Below are 18,138 nucleotides of genomic sequence, written 5' to 3' on the forward strand. Positions count from 1 at the left end.
CTCGGCCCTCCCGGGAGGCAGTCGATGACACCGTCATGACAGCGCTGCCGAAAGGCTCTTCAGCTACGGAAGTCCGACCGCTGCATGTCAGGTACATGTACGCGGCGTCGGTTCCGGGCTTACCGTGATACGCCCCACGATGTCCGTGAGGACCTACCCCTCAGGAACCCAGCGTGTGCATCCAGCCGTGCTTGTCCTCCGCCTGGCCGGTCTGGATCGCCAGCAGCGCCTCACGGAGCTTCATGGTGATCTCCCCCGCACCGCCGTCGCCGACCTTCCACTCGCCGCGCGCCGACTTCACCTCGCCGACCGGAGTGATCACCGCTGCCGTACCGCAGGCGAAGACCTCGCTGATCGAGCCGTCCGCGTTCCCCGCGCGCCACTCGTCGCTGGTGATCCGCGTCTCGCCCGTCTCGTACCCCAGGTCGGCGGCGATCCGCAGCAGCGAGTCGCGGGTGATGCCCGGCAGCAGCGTCCCGGTCAGCTCCGGGGTGACGATCCGCGCGTCAGCGCCGCTGCCGTGGACGAAGTAGAGGTTCATACCGCCCATCTCCTCGATGTAGCGGCGCTCCACGGCGTCCAGCCAGACGACCTGGTCGCAGCCCTGCTCGGCGGCCTCGGCCTGGGCCACCAGCGAGGCGGCGTAGTTGCCCGCGCACTTGGCCTCCCCGGTACCGCCGGGGGCGGCCCGCACATACTCCTCGGACAGCCACACCGAGACGGGCTTGACGCCGCCGGGGAAGTAGGAGGCCGCCGGGGAAGCTATGACCATGAACGTGTACTGGTTGGCCGGCCTGACGCCCAGGCCCACCTCGGTGGCGAACATGAACGGACGCAGATACAGCGACGCCTCGCCCCCGCCCGGCACCCACGCCTTGTCCTGGGTGACCAGCAGGTCGCACGCCTCGATGAACGTCTCCACCGGCAGCTCCGGCATCGCCATCCGGCGCGCGCTGCGCTGGAAGCGGCGGGCGTTGGCGTCGGGACGGAACACCTTCACCGAGCCGTCCGGCTGCCGGTACGCCTTCAGCCCCTCGAAGATCGACTGCGCGTAGTGCAGCGTCATGTTCGCCGGGTCCAGCTGCAGCGGGGCGTAGGGCTGCAACCGGGCGTCGTGCCAGCCCCGGCCCTCGGTCCACTGGATGGTGACCATGTGGTCGGTGAAGTACCGCCCGAATCCGGGGTCGGCCAGTATCGCTTCGCGCTCGGCTGCGCCGAGGGGCTGAGCGGCGGGCTTGAGGTCGAATGCGATACGGGGCGTCGTCATGTCCGCGTCCTTAGCTAGTCGTTTGCGGACCAGCCACTTCCTCACGGGGTGGACGCCGAAGCGCCGGATGCTCCCTCCCAGGGCGGTCCCACCCCTTGATTATCCCGCAGGGGTCAACCGCTGAGGGAAAGGGGTGGGAAAGGTATGGGAGGGAGCCTGCGCGGCCGCGGCGGGACGCCGTGCGACGCGTCAGCCGGGAGACTCAGCCGCGAGATGTCAGCCGGGAGACGTCCGCCGTACGGCGTCAGCTGCGAGATGTCAGCCGGCCACCCGGGCTGCGAGAGCGTCGCCGATCTCGTCGGTGCTCCGTGCCGTCCCGGTGCTCCGCTCGGCGAGATCCGCCGAGACGGCCTCGTCGATCCGCTCGGCCTCGGCCTCGTAGCCCAGGTGCCGCAGCAGCAGCGCGGCGGAGAGCACCGTGGCGGTCGGGTCGGCCTTCCCCGTGCCGGCGATGTCGGGCGCCGAGCCGTGCACCGGCTCGAACATGGACGGGAACTCGCGGGTGGGGTTGATGTTCCCGGAGGCGGCCAGGCCGATACCGCCGCTGACGGCGGCGGCCAGGTCGGTGATGATGTCGCCGAAGAGGTTGTCGGTGACGATCACGTCGAACCGGGCCGGGTCGGTCACCAGGAAGATGGTGGCCGCGTCCACGTGCAGATAGTCGGTGGTCACCTCGGGGTACTCGCGCCCGACCCGGTCGAAGGTGTCCTTCCACAGGTGACCGGCGTGCACCAGCACGTTGTTCTTGTGCACCAGCGTCAGCTTCTTGCGCGGCCGCGCCTGCGCTCGCGCGTACGCGTCGCGCACGACCCGCTCCACACCGAACGCGGTGTTGACGCTCACCTCGTTGGCGACCTCCTGCGGGGTGCCCTTGCGGACGCTGCCGCCGTTGCCGACGTAGAGCCCCTCGGTGCCCTCGCGGACGACGACGAAGTCGATCTCCGGGCGGCCCGCCAGCGGGGAGGTGGTGTTCGGGAAGAGCTTGGAGGGACGCAGGTTGACGAAGTGGTCGAAGGCGAAGCGCAGCTTCAGCAGCAGTCCGCGCTCCAGCACGCCGGAGGGGACCCCGGGGTCGCCGACGGCGCCGAGCAGGATCGCGTCGTGCGCCTTGAGCCGCTCCAGCTCCTCGTCGGTGAGGGTCTCACCCGTGGCGTGCCAGCGTTTGGCGCCGAGGTCGTACTCGTGCGTCTCCAGCTTGACGTCCTGCGGGAGGACGGCGGTGAGGACCTTGAGGCCCTGGGCGACGACCTCCGGGCCGATTCCGTCACCGGGAATCACAGCGAGGTCGATGGTGCGCTCCGTGCGGGATGCCGTTCCTGAAACCATGGGCGGACGATACTCCCCGTCCCAGGCTGTGACATAAAGCTGTCCGTATGACGGACGACGCATGCCGTTCACGGCGTGTATCCGCCGGTGTCTTCCGGCAGTTGGCACCCGCTGGGAGCTTGGTGTCCATGGCCGCGAACGATCTGCCCGACCTCGGCGTCCCCGCCCGCCTCGCCGCACGGATGAGCATGGCGGAGCAGCATGAGTACCTGCGCGCGAAGCTGACCCGGCGCGGAGTGCTGCGCGGCGGAGGGCTGGCGGCCGCGGGCGCCGCCGGAGCCGGCGGACTGGTGCTCGGCTCGGACGCGGCGCTCCGCCAGGGCGCCGGGCGCACCGTCGGCGGCGCTCCTGAGCCGGTGCTGTCCCGCGCCACAGTGGACGGCAGGCACGTGGCGCCGTTCGGCCGCCATCTGGCGTTCGGCGCGGATCCGAGGTCGCAGATGCGGGTCTCCTGGCAGGTGCCGTTCGCGGTCCGGAAGCCGTATCTGCGGTTCGGGCCCAGGCCGTGGGAGCTGGAGAGCAGGGTGGCCGCCGAGGTACGCGCGCTGCACACCCCGTCGCTCGGCCGCAACCTGCCCGCCGTCGAGCAGCTCTACCTGCACGCCCGCCTGGACGGGCTGCGTCCGGGCACCACCTATTACTACGGCGTCGGCCACGAGGGCTTCGACCCCGCCTCGGCCGAACGCCTGGGCACCGTGGGCTCGTTCACCACCGCGCCGGACGGCGGCGGAGAGTCGTTCGTCTTCACCGCCCTCGGTGACCAGGGCGTCGGCCCGGACGCGCTCACCACCAATCAGCTGCTGCTCGGCCAGAACCCGGCCTTCCATCTGCACGCGGGCGACATCTGCTACGCCGACGACACCGGGCACGGCAGGAAGTCCGACACCTATGACGCGCGGGTATGGGACCAGTACCTCGCCCAGACCGAGCCGGTCGCCTCCCGCGTGCCGTGGATGGTGACCACCGGCAACCACGACATGGAGGCGTGGTACTCCCCCGAGGGCTACGGCGGCCAGGCCGCCCGCTGGTCCCTGCCCGGCAACGGTCCCGCCCCGGCCAGGGCACCGGGCGTCTACGCGTTCGAGTACGGGAACGTCGGGGTCATCGCCCTCGACGCGAACGACGTCTCCTACGAGATCCCGGCCAACCTCGGCTACACCGACGGGGCGCAGACCAGGTGGCTGGAGCGGACGCTGAAACGGATGCGGGCCGCCCGGGGGATCGACTTCGTCGTCGTCTTCTTCCACCACTGCGCGTACTCGACCGCCACCCACGGTTCGGACGGCGGCGTGCGCGACGCGTGGGTGGCGCTGTTCGAACAGCACCACGTCGACCTGGTGATCAACGGGCACAACCATGTGTACGAACGGACGGATCCCCTACGGGGTGGAAAGCCGACGAGGGCGGTGCGGGTTGGCGATGTGACCGACCCCAAGCGGGACGGCACCGTATATGTCACCGCCGGTGGGGGTGGCAGGGAGCTGTACGACTTCTCGGCGCCGGACAGTTATGAGGGGCACGTCGAGGAGCGGGACAGCGTTCGCGGTATCCGCTGGACGAAGGGCCGCCGCGAGGAGAGGGGCGAGGTGGACTGGTCCCGGGTCCGCTACACGGGGTTCTCGTTCCTCGCGGTCGAGTGCCGGGGTGGGCGACGGCCGTCGCTCTCGGTGACAGCGCTGTCCGGCTCAGGCCGCCGCGTAGACCACTTCGTGGTACGCCGCTGACTGGGGAGGGGGTGCCCCTTGCTGCGCGTCGCAGGCTGCGGGCGCGTTGTGGTCGCTCGCGCAGTTCCCCGCGCCCCTGAGCGCGCAGCCCCCATTGCGGGGTACGCGAGCTTCCGAGGGCAACCCCGCAAGCGGCTGGGCCGCCCCGCAGTCAGCGGCGGTCGAAGGCGCGCTGGAGGGCTTCGGCCGCCTTGCGGCGGTCCTCCTCACGGAGGCGGGCCGCAGCCCGCGAGCGGCGGACGCGGGAGGCGGGAACGTGGGTGGCTGTGGGCGTGGCCATAGGAATACAACTCCTTCTGCACGACGCGTGGACGCAAGGACGCAAGGAGAGATCTGCCGGACAGCCAAAGGCGCGGGGACAACCGGTGCGGCAGGGGTCACCTGCCTGGGACGCACGGGCGTCACATCCGCGAAGCGCTCGGTCGAGCGAGACGATCGGCTTCCTACAAAGATAGAAGCCGAGAGCCGTGATGTCTCGCCAATTAGTTGGGCTTCCTACTATCTGAGACGAGTCCCACACCGCCGCAGCTCAAAAGGGCGGGCCCGGCCCCCTCTCCGTACGGGTCGGAGAGGGAGCCGGGCCCTCATCGCACAGGGGCCACGGGGGCATCAGCCCATGTGCGGGTACCGGTAGTCGGTCGGCGCGACCTGGGTCTCCTTGATCGCGCGCGGCGAGGACCAGCGGATCAGGTTGAACTTCGAACCGGCCTTGTCGTTGGTGCCGGAGGCCCGGGCACCGCCGAAGGGCTGCTGCCCGACGATCGACCCGGTGGGCCGGTCGTTCAGGTAGAAGTTGCCGGCGGCGAACCGCAGCTTCTCCGAGGCCGAGGCCAGCACGGCGCGGTCCTTGGCGAGCACGGCGCCGGTGAGCGCGTACGCCGAGGCGGACTCCATCTGGTCCAGCATCGCGTCCCAGTCCTCGTCCTCGTAGACGTGGATCGCGATGATCGGGCCGAAGTACTCGGTCTTGAAGACCTCGTTCTCCGGGTCGGAGCAGACGATGACCGTCGGCGAGACGAAGTAGCCGACGCTGTCGTCGCACGTGCCGCCGACCAGGATCTCGCAGGTCGGGTCGGCCTTGGCGCGCTCGATGGCGGCCTTGTTCTTGGCGAAGGCGCGGTCGTCGATGACGGCGCCGATGAAGTTGGACAGGTCCGTCACATCGCCCATGGCCAGCCCCTGCACCTCGGTGGCCAGCGCGTCCTTGAAGCCGCCCTCCCAGATGGAGCGGGGCAGGTAGGCGCGGGAGGCGGCCGAGCACTTCTGGCCCTGGTACTCGAAGGCGCCACGGGTGATGGCGGTCTTGAGTACGGCCTGGTCGGCCGAGGAGTGCGCGACGATGAAGTCCTTGCCACCGGTCTCGCCGACGATGCGCGGGTAGGACTTGTAGGTGGAGATGTTCTCGCCGACGCTCTTCCACAGGTGCTGGAAGGTGGCCGTCGAGCCGGTGAAGTGGATACCGGCCAGCTCCGGGTGCGGGATCGCGACCTCGGAGACCTCCTTGCCGTCACCGGTGACCAGGTTGATGACGCCCTTGGGCAGCCCGGCCTCCTCCAGCAGCTCCATCAGCAGCACCGCGGAGTGGGTCTGGGTGGGGGACGGCTTCCAGACCACCACATTGCCCATCAGCGCCGGAGCGGTGGGCAGGTTGCCCGCGATGGCGGTGAAGTTGAACGGGGTGATCGCGTAGACGAAGCCCTCCAGGGGGCGGTGGTCCATGCGGTTCCAGATCCCGTTGGGCTGGACCAGTGGCTGCTCGGTCATCAGCTCGCGGGCGAAGTGCACATTGAAGCGCCAGAAGTCGATCAGCTCGCAGGGCGCGTCGATCTCGGCCTGCTGGGCCGTCTTGGACTGGCCGAGCATGGTGGAGGCGGCGATCGTCTCGCGCCAGGGCCCGGAGAGCAGCTCGGCGGCCTTGAGGATGATCGCGGCCCGGTCGTCGAAGGACATCGCACGCCAGGCCGGGGCCGCGGCGAGCGCCGCGTCGATGGCGTCCTGCGCGTCCTGCCGGGTGGCGGTCGCGAAGGTGCCCAGCACCTTCTGGTGGTTGTGCGGCTGTACGACGTCGACGCGCTCGCCGCCGCCCATGCGCTTGACGCCGTTGATGGTCATCGGCAGCTCACGGGGGTTGTCCGCCAGCTCCTTGAGCTTGGCCTCCAGGCGCGCACGCTCGGGGCTGCCGGGCGCGTAGGTGTGCACCGGCTCGTTGTACGGGGCGGGGACCTGGGTCACAGCGTCCACGGTTGCTCCTTGTGTCGGGTTCGGGCGGTCGGTTCTGCCGGCGTCTCAGCTGCGGGTGATCAGGGACCGCAGGAAGAAGGCCATGTTCGCGGGGCGCTCAGCGAGGCGTCGCATGAAGTAGCCGTACCAGTCGGTGCCGTAGGGGACGTAGATACGCATCCGGTGACCCTGTGCGACCAGTCGCTCCTGCTCGGCTCCGCGGATGCCGTACAGCATCTGGAATTCGTACTCGTCCCGCTTTCGACCGTAACGCTCGGCCAGATTTTGGGCGATGGCCACCATGCGGGGATCGTGGGAACCCACCATGGGGTAGCCCTTGCCGGCCATCAGGATCTTCAGGCAGCGCACATACGCCCGGTCGACCTCGCGTTTGTCCTGGAAGGCGACCTCGGCGGGCTCGTTGTACGCGCCCTTGACCAGGCGGACCCGGGAGCCCTCGCCGGCCAGTGCGTGGCAGTCCTCCTCGGTACGGAAGAGGTACGACTGGAGCACGGCGCCGGTGCCGGGGAAGCGCTCGCGCAGCTGCCCGAGTATGGCGAGCGTGGAGTCGACGGTGGTGTGGTCCTCCATGTCGAGGGTGACCGTCGTCCCAGCCGCGGTGGCTGCCTCGACGACGGGCAGCACGTTCTCCGCCGCCAGGTCGTGCCCGCCCGGGAGCGCCTGCCCGAAGGCGGAGAGCTTGACCGACATCTCGGCGTGCTCCGCGAGCCCGGCGCCGGCCAGCGCGTCGGTCAGCGCGAGGTAGGCGTCACGGTTGCGGAGGGCTTCCGACCGGTCGGTGATGTCCTCGCCCAGATGGTCGATGGTGACCTGCATACCGCGCTCGGCGAGCGTCGTCACCGAGGCCAGACACTGATCGAGCTGCTCGCCCGCCACGAACCGGTCCACCATGGGGCGGGTCACCGGAGCGGCCGAGACGAGGCGGCGGATGCTGTCGCTGCGCGCGGCGGCGAGGAGCACGGGTCCCAGCACGGGGCACCTCCACGGATTGTTCTTGTGGGTGGCTCGATGGCGTGCGCGCAGCGAAGGCGTGACGCGGGAGCCACTAAGAAGTTAAGGATCGCGCCACGAGCCGGACCATCGACAGGTGTCACGCGTCCGTGGTCCGGCTCTCAGACACGTGTATGAGAATGGAGGGCGAACACCGCCCCGAGCCGCCCCGCCCCTGCCCCTTACCGATCCAGCCCAGCCCAGCCGAGCCCCCGAGGAGATCTGCCCATGCGCGAGGACTATCAGGCGCTGATCGACGAGGTCTCCCAGCTGCTGGGCACCCCGGCGACGCTGGAGGGGCGGGACTTCTCCTTGATCGCCTTCGGGGCGCACGAGGGCGCGGCCGAGGGCGACGAGGAGCAGGCCACCGGCCTGGAGCTGGACGCGGTGCGCACCCGCACCATCCTCCAGCGGCGCTCCACCCCTGCCGTGCGGGCCTTCTTCGAGAGCTTCGGCATCGCCAGGGCGAGCGGCCCGGTACGTATCCCGCCGGACCCGGCCGCCGGGGTGGTGCACGGCCGGATCTGTCTGCCGGTGCGGGACCACGGGGTCGTGCACGGCTACATCTGGCTGCTGGACGACGGAGAACTGGAGCTGACCGATCCACGACTGGCCGCCGCGATGGCCGTCGCCGACCGCACCGGTGCCCAGCTCGCAGCCGACGCCCGCTCCGAGGAGCGGACGGGCCGGTTCCTGCACGCCGCGCTCGCCGAACGCGGCGGCGCGGCACGGGAGGAGGCCGTCGCCGCGCTGGCCGCCGCCGTCGGCGAGGCCGCGTCGGGGCCGCTGGTACTGGTGGCGGTGGTGCCGTGGCCGGAGGAAGAGGACCCGGGCGCGGGGCCGCTGCCCACCGCCCTCCCCCGGCTCGCGGCGCAGTGCGTACGCGACGGCGCACTGGCAGCGCTGGTACGGCTGCGCACTCCCCACGGCCTGGAGGCGGCCCGTACCGCGGCCGACCGGCTGCTGCGCTCGGCGGGCCGGGCCGCGACCGGCGAGGCCGCGGGCGGCGCGGGCCTCACGGCGGGGCTGAGCAGTCCACGCACCGGCCTGACCGACCTGCCCGCGGCCTGGCACGAGGCGCGCGCCGCGGCGAGGGCCGCCTCAGCCGCAGCCGTACCGGGCGGCCTCGCCGAGTGGGACGCCATCGGTCCCTACCGGCTGCTGACCGGCATCCCCCGCACAGCGGACTGCCTGCCCGACCCCGCTGTACGGGAACTGCTCCGCCCCGCTCACAGCGAACTGGCCCGCACAGCCGAGGTCTTCCTCGACTGCGCGGGCCAGGCGGGCCGTGCGGCGGCAGCGCTGGGCATCCACCGCCAGACCCTCTACTACCGCCTCTCCCGCGTCGAACGCCTCACCGGCCTCGACCTGGACGAGGGAGAGGACCGCCTCCTGCTGCACATGGCCTTGAAGACGGCCCGGCTGTCCTAGCGGGGCGCCCCATCAGGGGCGCGGGGCTGTGGCGGATATGCGGCTCCGCCGCGTGGGCGCGCGCGACCACAAACAAACCCGCACCCCGCAACCGACCACCGGGGGCACCCCTCACCGGAACCTCACTCCGTGAGGTTCACCGCCCGAGCATGGGTGGCGCCGATCTCCTCACCGATCTCCGCGAGGACCGTGGCCCCGATGGTGTCGTCCACCGTCAGGGCGACCAGCGCTTCGCCGCCCTCTTCGGCGCGGGAGACCTGCATGCCGGCGATGTTGATGCCGGCCTCGCCCAGGACGCGGCCGACGGTGCCGACGACGCCGGGGCGGTCGCTGTAGCGCAGGAAGGCCATGTGGTCGGCGACCGCGAGGTCGACGCCGTGCTCGTTGATGGCGACGATCTTCTGCAGGTGCTTGGGCCCGGACAGGGTGCCGGACGCTGAGACCTCCTCGCCGTTGGCCAGGGTGCCGCGCACGGTCACCACATTGCGGTGCTCGGCGGACTCACTGGAGGTGGTCAGCCGCACCTCGACGCCCCGCTCCTGTGCGAACAGCGGCGCGTTGACGTAGGAGACCGTCTCGTCCACCACGTCCTCGAACACGCCCTTGAGCGCGGAGAGCTCCAGCACCTTCACATCGTGCTGGGTGATCTCGCCGTAGACCTCGACGTCCAGCCGGACGGCGACCTCGCCCGCCAGCGCGGTGAAGATCCGGCCCAGCTTCTCCGCGAGCGGCAGCGCCGGGCGCACGTCCTCGGCGATCACCCCGCCCTGGACGTTGACCGCGTCGGGCACCAGCTCGCCCGCCAGCGCCAGCCGCACCGACTTGGCGACCGCGATGCCCGCCTTCTCCTGCGCCTCACCGGTGGAGGCGCCCAGGTGCGGGGTGCACACCACCTGGTCGAAGGCGAACAGCGGGGAGTCGGTGCACGGCTCGGAGGCGTACACATCCAGACCCGCGCCCGCCACGCGGCCCTCCTTGAGCGCCGAGGCCAGCGCCTCCTCGTCCACGATGCCGCCGCGGGCCGCGTTGACGACGCGTACGTTCGGCTTGACCTTGTGCAGCGCCTCGTCGCCGATGAGCCCCAGCGTCTCGGGGGTCTTGGGCAGGTGGACGGTGATGAAGTCCGCGACCTGGAGCAGCTCGTCCAGCGAGAGCAGCTTCACGCCCATCTGCGCGGCCCGCGCGGGCTGCACGAACGGGTCGTAGGCGACGACCTTCATCCCGAACGCCGACATGCGCTGGGCGACCAGCACCCCGATACGGCCGAGGCCGACGACGCCGAGCGTCTTCTCGCTCAGCTCCACACCGGTGTACTTGCTGCGCTTCCACTCGCCGTTCTTGAGCGCGGTGTTGGCCTGCGGGATGTTGCGGGCCGTGGCGATGAGCAGGCCGCAGGCAAGCTCGGCTGCGGTGACGATGTTGGAGGTGGGGGCGTTGACCACCATCACGCCCGCCTTGGTGGCGGCGGGTACGTCCACGTTGTCGAGCCCGACACCGGCGCGGGCGACCACCTTGAGCTTCTTCGCCGCGGCGATGGCCTCGGCATCGATCTTGGTGGCGGAGCGGACGAGGACGGCGTCCACATCGGCGAGAGCGGGGAGGAGTTCGTCGCGATCGGCGCCGTCACAGTGCCGGATCTCGAAATCCGGGCCCAGCGCGTCGACGGTCGCGGGCGACAGCTCTTCGGCGATGAGTACTACGGGCTTGCTCACGTGGTCTCCACATTCTTGGGACGGCGCGTTTTCCTGCGGGTTCCCTGCGGGGCGGCTGGGGAGGAGGCAGACGCACGACGCTGTGAGCCTGTGGCTCAGCAGTCTATCGGCGCCAGCTCATGGGCGTGGGCAATCGGTCCGTACGCGCGAGGTGCGGGACGGACCGATTGCCCACGACAGGGTGAGGGTTACTTCTCCTCGTCGACCCAGCTCATCAGGGAGCGCAGCTTCTTGCCCGTGTTGGCCAGCAGGCTGTCCTCGTCGGCCTTCTTGTACTCGTTGTACTTGGGCAGACCCGCGTTGTACTCGGCCATCCAGTTGTTGGCGAAGGAGCCGTCCTGGATCTCGCCGAGGATCTTCTTCATCTCGGCCCGCGTCTGGTCGTTGATCACGCGCGGACCGGAGACGTAGTCGCCCCACTCGGCGGTCTCGGAGACCGACCAGCGCATCTTCTCCAGGCCGCCCTCGTACATCAGGTCCACGATCAGCTTCAGCTCGTGGAGGCACTCGAAGTAGGCGATCTCCGGCTGGTAGCCGGCCTCGACCAGGGTGTCGAAGCCCGCCTTGACCAGCGCGGCCGTACCGCCGCACAGCACGGCCTGCTCACCGAACAGGTCGGTCTCGGTCTCCTCGGTGAAGGTGGTCTTGATGACACCGGCCCGGGTGCCGCCGATGGCCTTGGCGTACGACAGCGCCAGCGCGAAGGCGTTGCCGCTCGCGTCCTGCTCGACCGCCGCGATGCACGGCACGCCGCGCCCCTCCTCGTACTGGCGGCGGACCAGGTGGCCCGGGCCCTTGGGGGCGACCATGCACACGTCGACGGAGGCCGGGGGCTTGATGAAGCCGTAGCGGATGTTCAGGCCGTGGCCGAAGAAGAGCGCGTCGCCATCCTTGAGGTGGGGGGCGACGGACTCCTCGTAGACCTTGGCCTGGACCGGGTCCGGGACCAGGATCATGATCACGTCCGCTTCCTGGACCGCCTCGGCGGGCGTGGTCACGCGCAGACCCTGCTCCTCGGCCTTGGCACGGGACTTCGAGCCCTCGTGCAGACCGACCCGGACGTCGACGCCCGAGTCGCGCAGGGACAGCGCGTGGGCGTGGCCCTGGCTGCCGTATCCGAGAACCGCGACCTTGCGGCCCTGGATGATGGACAGATCGGCGTCGTCGTCGTAGAACAGCTCGGCCACGGGGTGTTTCTCCTTGTACTCAGTCTTCGGTGTGGGCCCAACCTACGCGGCCGGGCTGACGGGGCGCCCCAGGGGCGGACGGTCAAGCGGAGCGCTCCAGCGCCCTGAGGCTCCGGTCGGTGATGGAGCGGGCGCCGCGCCCTATGGCGATGGTGCCGGACTGCACCAGTTCCTTGATGCCGTACGGCTCCAGCATCCTCAGCATCGCCTCCAGCTTGTCGGCGCTGCCGGTGGCCTCGATGGTGACGGCCTCCGGGGAGACGTCCACGGTCTTGGCGCGGAAGAGCTGGACGATCTCCACGATCTGCGAGCGGGTCTCGCCCTCGGCGCGGACCTTGACCAGGACGAGTTCGCGCTGGACCGCCGAGGACGGCTCCAGCTCGACGATCTTGAGGACGTTGACCAGCTTGTTGAGCTGCTTGGTGACCTGCTCCAGCGGCAGGTCCTCGACGTTCACCACGATGGTGATGCGCGAGATGTCGGGGTGCTCGGTCACACCGACGGCGAGCGAGTCGATGTTGAAGCCGCGGCGGGAGAAGAGCGAGGCGATCCTGGCCAGGATGCCGGGGGTGTTCTCCACCAGCACGGAGAGCGTGTGCTTGGACATCGGGGACATGCCTTTCCTTTGCCGGTGGCCGTCAGTCGTCGCTGTCGCCGAAGTCGGGCCGGACGCCGCGCGCCGCCATGACCTCGTCGTTGGAGGTTCCTGCCGCCACCATCGGCCAGACCATGGCGTCCTCGTGGACGATGAAGTCGACCACGACGGGCCGGTCGTTGATGGAGTTGGCCTTCTCGATGACCGCGTCGAGCTGCGCGGGGTCCTCGCAGCGGATGCCGACGCAGCCCATGGCCTCGGCGAGCTTGACGAAATCAGGGACGCGGGTGCCCCGGCTCGGCTCGCCCTCCTCGCCGTTGTGCAGAACGGTGTTGGAGTAGCGCTGGTTGTAGAAGAGGGTCTGCCACTGGCGGACCATGCCCAGCGCGCCGTTGTTGATGATGGCGACCTTGATGGGTGCGCCGTTGAGCGCCGCGGTGACCAGCTCCTGGTTGGTCATCTGGAAGCAGCCGTCGCCGTCGATGGCCCACACCGCGCGGTCGGGCATCCCGACCTTGGCGCCCAGCGCCGCCGGGACGGCGTAGCCCATGGTGCCCAGGCCGCCGGAGTTGAGCCAGGTGGCCGGCTGGTCGTAGGTGACGTAGTGCGCCGCCCACATCTGGTGCTGGCCGACGCCCGCGGCGAAGATCGTGCCCTCGGGGGCCAGCTCGCCGATGCGCTGGATGACCTGCTGCGGGGCCAGCGAGCCGTCCTCGGGCAGGTCGTAGCCGAGCGGGTAGGTCTTGCGCCAGCGGTCCAGCAGCGCCCACCAGTCCGCGTAGCGGTCGCCCGGCGCCTCAGGGTGTTCGGCCGCCACGCTCTGCAGGGCGACGACCAGGTCGGCCAGCACCTCGCGGGCGTCGCCGACGATGGGCACGTCGGCGGCGCGGTTCTTGCCGATCTCGGCGGGGTCGATGTCGGCGTGGACGATCTTGGCGTGCGGCGCGAAGGAGTCCAGCTTGCCGGTGACGCGATCGTCGAAGCGGGCGCCGAGGGCGACGATCAGGTCGGCCTTCTGCAGCGCGGTGACCGCGGCGACGGTGCCGTGCATCCCCGGCATCCCCAGGTGCTGCGGGTGGCTGTCGGGGAAGGCGCCGATGCCCATCAGGGTGGTGGTCACCGGTGCTCCGGTCAGCTCGGCGAGCACCTTGAGTTCGGCCGTCGCACCCGCCTTCAGGACGCCGCCGCCGACGTAGAGCACCGGGCGGTGGGACTCGGCCAGCAGCTTGGCTGCCTCCCGGATCTGCTTGCCGTGCGGCTTGGTCACCGGGCGGTAGCCGGGCAGCTCGGCGGTGGGCGGCCACTGGAAGGTGGTCTCGCCCTGGAGAGCGTCCTTGGCGATGTCGACCAGGACGGGCCCCGGGCGGCCCGTGGAGGCGATGTGGAACGCCTCGGCGATGATCCTGGGGATCTCGTCGGGGTCCTTGACCAGGAAGTTGTGCTTGGTGACCGGCATCGAGATACCGCAGATGTCGGCTTCCTGGAAGGCATCGGTACCGATCGCGCCGGAGGCCACCTGCCCGGTGATGGCGACCAGCGGCACGGAGTCCATGTGCGCGTCGGCGAGCGGGGTGACCAGGTTGGTGGCGCCGGGCCCCGAGGTGGCCATGCAGACGCCGACCTTGCCGGTGGCCTGCGCGTAGCCGGTGGCCGCGTGACCGGCGCCCTGCTCGTGGCGGACCAGGACGTGCTTGACCCGGGAGGAGTCCATCATCGGGTCGTAGGCGGGCAGGATGGCGCCGCCGGGGATGCCGAATACGGTGTCGGCGCCGACTTCCTCGAGAGCACGGATGAGGGACTGGGCGCCCGTGATGCGGGGGGCGGCCTGGGCCGGAACGGAATTGGGCTGTCCGCTGTTACGGGCCCGCGGCTGCGGTTTCGGGGCCCCGGTGGCCTGATCGGTCATCGGATTGTCTCTTCTCGGAGAGTGAGGGTTGACGCTCGTGGTGGGGATGGACGCTCGTGCTGGGCGGGTTTTCCGGACTGCCGCTGCTGCGGAGCCGCAGGCGCTGGTGCAACAAAAAACCCCCCGTGCCGTGAGGCAAGCGAGGGGAGCGCGCCGCTGGTGGTCGCGGGAGGGATGGTCCCGCGGTCAGCCGACGCGCTGTCCAAGTACGAGAATTCGGGTGCGCATGGCACTGACCTTCTCCCCGTCAAGCCCCGGGTGTCAAGTGTGTGGGACGGCCGTCTCAGCATTTGGGCGACGCCGGTGAGTGCGTGAGCGAGTCCCCCGCACTCTCCTGGCGCACGGACAGGGTGCCCGCGCCCCGCGCCACGGGCAGCGCCCCCGCCACGGCGACGGCCGTGCCCCGGCCCTCCGGGTGCTCCTCGCCGTACCCGGAGGCACCACCGCTGCGGGTGGACTCGGGCACCGCGTAGACCCCGCGGGCCAGCGCCGTACGCAGCCGGTGCTCGTCCAGCGGCCCGGAGAAGACCGCGCCCTGACCGTGTGTGCACCCCATCTCACGCAGCAGCGTGGCCTGCTCCGGCAGGTCGACGCCCTCGGCGACGGTGGTCAGCCCCAGGTCCCCCGCGATCCGCAGCAGCCCGGAGGTGATCTTGCGCTGCCGGGTGGACTCCAGGATGCCGTCCGTCAGCCCCCGGTCCAGCCGCAGGATGTCCACCGGCAGCCTGCGCAGCGCAGAGATCGCCGCATAGCCGCTGCCGAAGCCGTCCAGCGAGATCAGCACCCCCAGCCGGCGCAGGGCCGTCAGCCGGCGTTCCAGCTCGTCCAGCGGGATACGCGGATCGCTGTCCGACAGCTCCAGGATCAGCGCACCCGGAGCCCCCGGCACCCCGGCATTGGCCGCGGGGGCGCCCAGCGCGGTGCCACCGGTGGGGCCCGGCGCCGCGGCCAGCCCGTGGCGGGCCAGCAGGGCACCGATGGAGCGCGGCTCCATGCCCGGCTCGGTCAGCCGCCGCGCGGGCAACCGTACGGTCACCGGCGCCCCGTACCCTGCGCGCTGCCGCGCCGCCGCCTGCTGCACCGCCTCCTCCAGCAGCCAGCGGCTCACCTCGGCGGCCCGCTCGCCGCCGACACCGCGCGCCTCCCGCGCCGAGGCGCCCTCGGTGCGCAGGAACTCGGCGGGGGTGAACAGGATGCCCTGGGCCGAGCGCCAGCGTGCCTCGGCGGCGATGGCGGTGATCTTGCCGCTGGCCAGCTCCACGATCGGCTGGTGCAGCAGCGCGAACTCGCCGTCGTGCAGCGCGCTGCGCAGCCGGGCCGCCAGCTCGGCCCGCTTGACCACCTCGGCCTGCATCTGCGGCGCGTACAGCTCCACCCGGCCCTTGCCCGCCTGCTTGGCGCGGTACATCGCCAGGTCGGCGTTGCGCATCAGGGCACTCGGCGTGATGCCGGGCTCGGCGAAGGCGATGCCGATGGAGGCGGCGACGCGCACCTCCGTGCCCTCCACCCGGTACGGGTCGGAGAGGGTGATCCGCAGCCGGTCGGCGATGTCGTGGATGCGCAGCTCGCGCTCGGCGTCCGGCATCCGGCCCGGCTCGCCGTCGCCGCGGATGAGGACGGCGAACTCGTCGCCCCCCAGCCGTGCGGCGGTGTCGCCCGAGCGTACGGAGTCGTGCAGCCGCCGTGCCGCCTGCACCAGCAGTTCGTCGCCCGCCTGGTGGCCGACGGTGTCGTTGACCGCCTTGAAGCCGTCCAGGTCGATGAAGAGCACCGCGGTGCCGCAGTCGCCGCCGCGCCGGCCGCCGATGGCCTGCCTGACCCGCTCGGTGAACAGGGCCCGGTTGGGCAGGTCGGTGAGCGCGTCGTGCGAGGCGTTGTGCTGCAACTGCGCCTGGAGTCTCACCCGTTCGGTGACATCCCGGCTGTTGAAGATCAGCCCGCCCTGGTAGCGGTTGACCGTGGACTCGACGTTGAGCCAGTGCCCTTCGCCGTGCCGGAAGCGGCACTCGATCCGGGTGCTGGACTCCTGGTCGGCCGAGGCCGCCAGGAACCGGCGCAGCTCGTGGTTGACCTGGCCCAGGTCCTCGGGGTGTACGAGGGAGGAGAGCTCACAGCCCACCATGTCCTCGGCGTCCCGCCCGTAGACCCCGGCGGCCGCCGGTGAGACGTAGCGGAGCATGCCCGTGGCGGCGGTGATCATGATGACGTCGCTGGAGCCCTGGACGAGGGAGCGGAAGTGGTTCTCCTTCTGCGCCAGCTCCCGGGTCAGGGTGATGTTGTCCAGCAGCATGATGCCCTGGCGCAGCACCAGCGCGAGGACGACGGTGCAGCCCGTGTAGAGGACGACGCGGTCGATGTCGTGTCCGTCCACCGAGTTGTAGAGGATGCCCAGCGTGCACACGGCGGCCGCGAGGTAGGGCGTCAGCGCGCTCAGCGAGCCGGAGATGGGGCGGCTGGGGTGGGTGGCCCGTGCCTCGGCCTGCCGGTCCGTGGCGGCCAGCGGCTGCGCGGGTACGGGGTCCACCTTCCCCTTCTTCTCCTTGCCGCCCCGCCTGTCGCCGAAGCCACCGCTGCTGCCCTTACCGCCCTTGCCGACCCAGGGCGCGTAGGCCAGCAGCAACGAGCCCGCGAACCAGCCGGCGTCCAGCAGCTGCCCGGAGGTGTAGTTCTCGCGCAGCATCGGCGAGGTGAACAGCGCGTCGCACAGCACCGTGAGGGCGAGCGCCCCGATCGCGGTGTTGATCGCGCTGCGGTGTGCCGAGGAGCGCCGGAAGTGCAGCGCCAGCACCATGCTGACGAGCACGATGTCCAGCAGCGGATAGGCCAGGTTGAGCGCCGCCCTGGCCACCGAGTCGCCCGCCCAGTAGGCCGTGTGGGCCAGGGCCAGCGACCAGGACAGGGTCAGCAGCGAGCCGCCGATGAGCCAGGCGTCGAGGCTGAGGCAGACCCAGCCGGCGCGGGTCACCGGGCGCTTGGCGAGCACCAGCAGCCCGACGATGGCCGGCGGCGCGAACAGCAGGAAGCAGAAGTCGGCCAGGGAGGGGCGCGGCACCTGCTGGCCGAGCACCAGTTCGTACCAGCCCCATACCCCGTTGCCGAACCCCGCCATCAGCGAGGAGACCCCGAAGAGCACCCACGCCGGGCGGCTGGCCTCCAGCCTGGCGCGCGTCGTGGCCGGTTCCTGCGCGGCGGCCTGGGCTGCCTCCCGCCGCTGGGTACGCGCGTACCACAGGCACGAGACGCCGGCCAGCAGCGCTGCGGCGCTGAGCCCGAAGTCGCCCATGAAGACGGCGACGGTCTCGGAACCCCAGCCGAAGGCGGCGCCCACGGCGTAGGCCGCGCAGACCACGATCAGCGCCAACTGGGGCAGCAGACCGGTACGTGAGCCGCCTCCGGAGCCTCCTCCGCAGGGCTCCGACGGCGTCGGCCGCTTCGGGCGGAGCGACCGCTTCGGCCAGGGTGACCGGGTCGGCCGGGTTGACGGCGTCGGTTGGGTGTGCAACTGGCGCGGCGCCTGCTGTGCGGCCTCGCTCCGGACCGCTTCGGTGGGGTGCGCGCTCGGTGCCCCGCTCCGGTACGGGCTCCGCCTGGGAGCCGCTTCATGCGTAGTCATCGCGCCACCCGTGGAGACGGGGGCCATTTGACGGAGCCGGCCCGGCCGTTGCGGGACGCGTACGGCGAGACGCCGCAACGCGGGGGATGTGTCCGGCAGTTGGGATGCCCGCGGGCGCTGTCCATGCGTCCCGCGCACCAGTTCGT

Annotated in this window: 12 protein-coding genes; 2 read left to right on the forward strand and 10 right to left on the reverse strand. The window is 70.9% G+C overall.

Annotated features, from left to right (window positions below; genetic code table 11):
• Nucleotides 1-160 precede the first annotated feature (160 nt).
• Nucleotides 161-1,267 (reverse strand): branched-chain amino acid aminotransferase, encoded by a 1,107-nt coding sequence (locus HC362_RS09030; RefSeq protein WP_243083372.1) that lies wholly within the window; start codon nucleotides 1,265-1,267, stop codon nucleotides 161-163.
• Nucleotides 1,268-1,525: 258 nt separating this feature from the next.
• Nucleotides 1,526-2,593, reverse strand: a complete 1,068-nt coding sequence (locus tag HC362_RS09035; RefSeq protein ID WP_243083373.1) for a 3-isopropylmalate dehydrogenase — start codon at nucleotides 2,591-2,593, stop codon at nucleotides 1,526-1,528.
• Nucleotides 2,594-2,721: 128 nt separating this feature from the next.
• Here HC362_RS09035 and HC362_RS09040 point away from each other — a divergent pair, with 128 nt between their 5' ends.
• A complete protein-coding gene (locus HC362_RS09040; RefSeq protein WP_243083374.1) occupies nucleotides 2,722-4,317 on the forward strand; it encodes a metallophosphoesterase family protein in 1,596 nt (531 codons plus the stop codon).
• A 151-nt stretch (nucleotides 4,318-4,468) separates the two neighbouring features.
• Here HC362_RS09040 and HC362_RS34890 read toward each other — a convergent pair whose 3' ends face one another.
• The 3 genes from HC362_RS34890 to HC362_RS09050 form a co-directional block, all read right to left on the reverse strand.
• Nucleotides 4,469-4,597, reverse strand: a complete 129-nt coding sequence (locus HC362_RS34890; protein WP_019355765.1) for a hypothetical protein — start codon at nucleotides 4,595-4,597, stop codon at nucleotides 4,469-4,471.
• A 329-nt stretch (nucleotides 4,598-4,926) separates the two neighbouring features.
• Nucleotides 4,927-6,558: an L-glutamate gamma-semialdehyde dehydrogenase gene (pruA, locus tag HC362_RS09045; RefSeq protein WP_243083375.1), complete on the reverse strand. Its 1,632-nt coding sequence runs from the start codon at nucleotides 6,556-6,558 to the stop codon at nucleotides 4,927-4,929.
• Nucleotides 6,559-6,603: 45 nt separating this feature from the next.
• Nucleotides 6,604-7,530 (reverse strand): proline dehydrogenase family protein, encoded by a 927-nt coding sequence (locus HC362_RS09050; RefSeq protein WP_243083376.1) that lies wholly within the window; start codon nucleotides 7,528-7,530, stop codon nucleotides 6,604-6,606.
• Nucleotides 7,531-7,776: 246 nt separating this feature from the next.
• On the opposite strand from HC362_RS09050, the gene HC362_RS09055 reads away from it, so the two are divergent.
• Nucleotides 7,777-8,979 (forward strand): helix-turn-helix domain-containing protein, encoded by a 1,203-nt coding sequence (locus tag HC362_RS09055; protein ID WP_243083377.1) that lies wholly within the window; start codon nucleotides 7,777-7,779, stop codon nucleotides 8,977-8,979.
• Nucleotides 8,980-9,101: 122 nt separating this feature from the next.
• On the opposite strand, the gene serA is transcribed toward HC362_RS09055, so the two are convergent.
• From serA to HC362_RS09080, 5 genes are all read right to left on the reverse strand, one after another.
• Nucleotides 9,102-10,691, reverse strand: a complete 1,590-nt coding sequence (gene serA, locus HC362_RS09060; RefSeq protein WP_243083378.1) for a phosphoglycerate dehydrogenase — start codon at nucleotides 10,689-10,691, stop codon at nucleotides 9,102-9,104.
• A 188-nt stretch (nucleotides 10,692-10,879) separates the two neighbouring features.
• Nucleotides 10,880-11,878, reverse strand: a complete 999-nt coding sequence (gene ilvC / locus HC362_RS09065; RefSeq protein WP_209264727.1) for a ketol-acid reductoisomerase — start codon at nucleotides 11,876-11,878, stop codon at nucleotides 10,880-10,882.
• An 82-nt stretch (nucleotides 11,879-11,960) separates the two neighbouring features.
• On the reverse strand, nucleotides 11,961-12,485 hold the full coding sequence (gene ilvN / locus HC362_RS09070; RefSeq protein WP_099884516.1) for an acetolactate synthase small subunit: 525 nt from the start codon (nucleotides 12,483-12,485) through the stop codon (nucleotides 11,961-11,963).
• A 31-nt stretch (nucleotides 12,486-12,516) separates the two neighbouring features.
• Nucleotides 12,517-14,379, reverse strand: coding sequence for an acetolactate synthase large subunit (locus HC362_RS09075; protein ID WP_243083379.1), 1,863 nt, complete (start codon nucleotides 14,377-14,379; stop codon nucleotides 12,517-12,519).
• A gap of 283 nt (nucleotides 14,380-14,662) precedes the next feature.
• Nucleotides 14,663-17,992 (reverse strand): EAL domain-containing protein, encoded by a 3,330-nt coding sequence (locus HC362_RS09080; protein ID WP_279240081.1) that lies wholly within the window; start codon nucleotides 17,990-17,992, stop codon nucleotides 14,663-14,665.
• Nucleotides 17,993-18,138: the final 146 nt, after the last annotated feature.

It is taken from the genome of Streptomyces sp. 891-h (assembly GCF_022760275.1).
Classification (GTDB): domain Bacteria; phylum Actinomycetota; class Actinomycetes; order Streptomycetales; family Streptomycetaceae; genus Streptomyces; species Streptomyces spirodelae.

Bases quoted from the DNA above. Each gene is read 5' to 3' on its own strand.
- HC362_RS09030 (WP_243083372.1), bottom strand. From the start codon at position 1,267: ATGACGACGCCCCGTATCGCATTCGACCTCAAGCCCGCCGCTCAGCCC.
- HC362_RS09035 (WP_243083373.1), bottom strand. From the start codon at position 2,593: ATGGTTTCAGGAACGGCATCCCGCACGGAGCGCACCATCGACCTCGCT.
- HC362_RS09040 (WP_243083374.1), top strand. From the start codon at position 2,722: ATGGCCGCGAACGATCTGCCCGACCTCGGCGTCCCCGCCCGCCTCGCC.
- HC362_RS34890 (WP_019355765.1), bottom strand. From the start codon at position 4,597: ATGGCCACGCCCACAGCCACCCACGTTCCCGCCTCCCGCGTCCGCCGC.
- HC362_RS09055 (WP_243083377.1), top strand. From the start codon at position 7,777: ATGCGCGAGGACTATCAGGCGCTGATCGACGAGGTCTCCCAGCTGCTG.
- ilvN (WP_099884516.1), bottom strand. From the start codon at position 12,485: ATGTCCAAGCACACGCTCTCCGTGCTGGTGGAGAACACCCCCGGCATC.
- HC362_RS09075 (WP_243083379.1), bottom strand. From the start codon at position 14,379: ATGACCGATCAGGCCACCGGGGCCCCGAAACCGCAGCCGCGGGCCCGT.
- HC362_RS09080 (WP_279240081.1), bottom strand. From the start codon at position 17,992: ATGACTACGCATGAAGCGGCTCCCAGGCGGAGCCCGTACCGGAGCGGG.